2 protein-coding genes are annotated in these 2,861 nt (G+C 58.0%); both read right to left on the bottom strand.

From position 1 onward, the window contains the following. On the bottom strand, positions 1-1,653 hold a 1,653-nt coding region (locus EOA33_RS30795; RefSeq protein WP_245482486.1), incomplete at its 3' end, for an ATP-binding protein. Between the two features lie 2 nt (positions 1,654-1,655). Further along, a partial coding sequence (locus EOA33_RS30790; RefSeq protein ID WP_127407361.1) for an SIR2 family protein occupies positions 1,656-2,861 on the bottom strand: 1,206 nt, incomplete at its 5' end.

Raw genomic sequence — 2,861 nt, 5'->3', positions numbered from 1 at the left:
GTAGTCGGGTCCTTTTGAATCCGGCGGGATAAGCGGCTCGTGAATCTGGATCGGCATAGGCGCCGGCAGGTCGGGTCCAACAATGATGGCTTCGCCGGGGGCGAGTGTCGGGATAAACATGGCGGCGTTCTTGTCGAGATCGCCACAGGACCGTTCGACCGCCAGCCGATCTTCATCGTTCGTCAAGCGGTGCACGATCAGCGTTCTGAGCTGGCTTAAAACATCGTGCGGGATGTCCCTTGGGCGCTGCGTTGCCATGATAGATGTCAGCCCGTATTTGCGGCCCTCCTTGGCGATAATGCCAAAAGATTCCAGCCGCACGCTCGCATACTCGTCTCCGACGGTGCGCCCGAGGGACTGGTGCGCTTCGTCGAGCGCAACGATCACGGGCCGCGCCCGGAATGATCCCTTCCTTGCTTCTCCGAGAAGATAGCGGCCGATGACGTTCAGGAGGATTTCGCGCGTGTTGTGCTCGAAATGCACCGATCGGAACGAAATGCGGATGATGTCATCCGCGTCATTGGCGAAAAAATCTGTGAGGACCTGCACCAGCGACTGGCCCGCCGTGCCAAAAAGGCAAGAGAGCTGGTGCGTGGTGATGAGCGTTTTGATGCGGGCGACAAGGGTCTCGCAGTGCGCAACCGAATTGTCGGGGCCACCCCAATTGTCGGTGTTGTTCCCCGTCGACCAGACACATTCCGCCGTTACCTGTTCGGGAAGACTTGTTATCCGGAAGTCGCAAAGCGGGGAATTTATCGCGTCTCTGTGCGAGTCCAGCGCGTTGTAGAACGGAGCGCGGGGCTGATTGGCTTTTTCAACCGTTTTTCGTGCCGTGAAAACCACGCCTTCCGGTTCTATTCCCTGGCAAGCCCGTAAAAGTTTCAGGCTTCGCATAGCCTCCCTGAGTTTAGGGCCTTGTGATTGCCCAGACGGGCGAAAGAGGGCGAACAAATCCTCTTCCGTAGTCTGTGTGTAGGGAAAATGAACCCGCTCGGCACCTTCCTCCTCGTTGAAAGCATAGTGCTTCGTGACCGATGGAAGATTTGCGAATTCGCCGGTCGGATCGAAAAGAATGCACTTTCCGCCGTTCGCCTTGATCTGGTCGAGGATGGCGGCAATCGTCCAGCTCTTGCCGCCGCCTGTGGCGCCGAACACGCCGCAATGCCGACCGAACAGTTTCTCGGGCGGCAATTTTAGATGGATGCCGCCGCCCGCGCTCAAAAGGCCAAGATCGATCGACAGTTGATCGCTCCCGGAAAGCGAGTTCGCGGCAAGGTCCCCGAAGAGTTCCGGCTGCGCGAGATAAACCGCATCGCCGATGCGCGGATGCGCCCGCAGACCACGAACAAGTTTCTGGTTTTTCTGGTCAACGGATGCGAGCAGCTGAATCCGGCCGACAGGATGAGGTTCCGGCGGGCTGCCCATCGCGGGTTCGACACTCAACCGCTCATTGTCGGGCAGTTTGACTTCGATGATGCGGCCTAAAAGCTTGACGCTTTCGCAGTCGATGAAAACGAAGTCGCCGACCGCGCCCCGTGCGAGCGAACGACGCTCGGGACGGGCTGTTGCCTGCGGCAAGTTTGCCTGTGCGATCGACGCACTGACAACGGTAACGGTTCCGACATAGCGGTCGGGATCGACAAGGCTCCGCATAGTCACGATCCCGACGACGGTTCATTCAGAATCTTGAGTCGTTCCACATGACGCTCCCGCTCTGTCTGAGCGACGAGATCGGGGAGCGCCTGTGCAAGATCGTCAAAGCGGCCGCTTAGAAGGGAAAGTCTCTGGTCGCCGATATCGATGAGCCGCTTGAATGTTCCAAAAAAAGCGCTCGCCCCGGCGCGGGTCGGTGTATCGGGGGAAAGGGTGTGAGCATTTGTTTCGAGTTCCGCGTCGGTGATGTAAGCGAGGTCGCACACTATGGCGCGTAAGCTCATATTTGCTTCGATGGCGGCGAGTATCGGCTTGGTTATGTGATCGTCATTGAAGCCGAAACCAGAGATGATGACGGCGGTGTCGGGCTCCCGCAAAGCGCTCTGCAAGGCGGCCATCATGTCGAGGTAGGGCGTTTCGAATGCCTCCTGGTACTTGCTGTCGCGAGGGTAGATCAGGGCCGCCGGCCCGTCTTTTTCGGCCCTCGAACGGATAAGCTCTGCCCCTTTGCGCCGCCAGTCTACGGAACCGTGCAGCTTGTGGAGATGGAACACGTTTTCGATGTAATCAGGACCGTCCCTGCCGCCGTCGCGCCTGACGATGTCGTGCGCGAAATGACCGCGATCATAGATCTGCGGCAACGAATGGGAAAACCCGTCGATCATCGTAAAGCGGAGCGCTCGAGCGGCATATTCGAAGGCGAGATCGTAATTGGTCGTGAATATCCGAGTGCGCGGCTTACGCGCGCCTCGCCTGGCGATCTTTCGGATGATCGCCTGATGGGCGCTTAAGTCCGTGGTTTCATCGACGAAATCCACACTTCGCGCGATCGTTGTTTCAGCTAGGCCGATGAAGTCGGCAACGTCTTTCGCCTTTTCAGCCCCGAAGAGCTCAACATAGATTTTGCAATGCGTCAGAAATTTCTCGATGTTCTTCGCTTCAACCACCGCCCCTGCATTCGGCATAAGAGCGGCAATTTTGTTGACTCTTTCTTGCGTTGCAGCCGTGACGACGGCATCCCACAACTTGAGCATGCTCGGCGCCTGTTTTGCGCCCGGTCCTTCGTTTTTCGCGCAGAACGACGATCCAGCACCGGTGAGTAGGAGAAGGTTCGAGGCATTGAGCGCCGAAGTCAGTAAGTCTTCAATCGCCCGGGCGCTGCCGCGCTCCACGACCTCGCCCTTATCGTTCTTCACATCATCATGCGA

It is taken from the genome of Mesorhizobium sp. M4A.F.Ca.ET.050.02.1.1 (genome assembly GCF_003997725.1).
Lineage (GTDB): Bacteria > Pseudomonadota > Alphaproteobacteria > Rhizobiales > Rhizobiaceae > Mesorhizobium.
The sequence above is the reverse complement of the archived record's forward strand: the minus strand, read 5'-3'. Positions and strand labels throughout refer to the sequence as shown.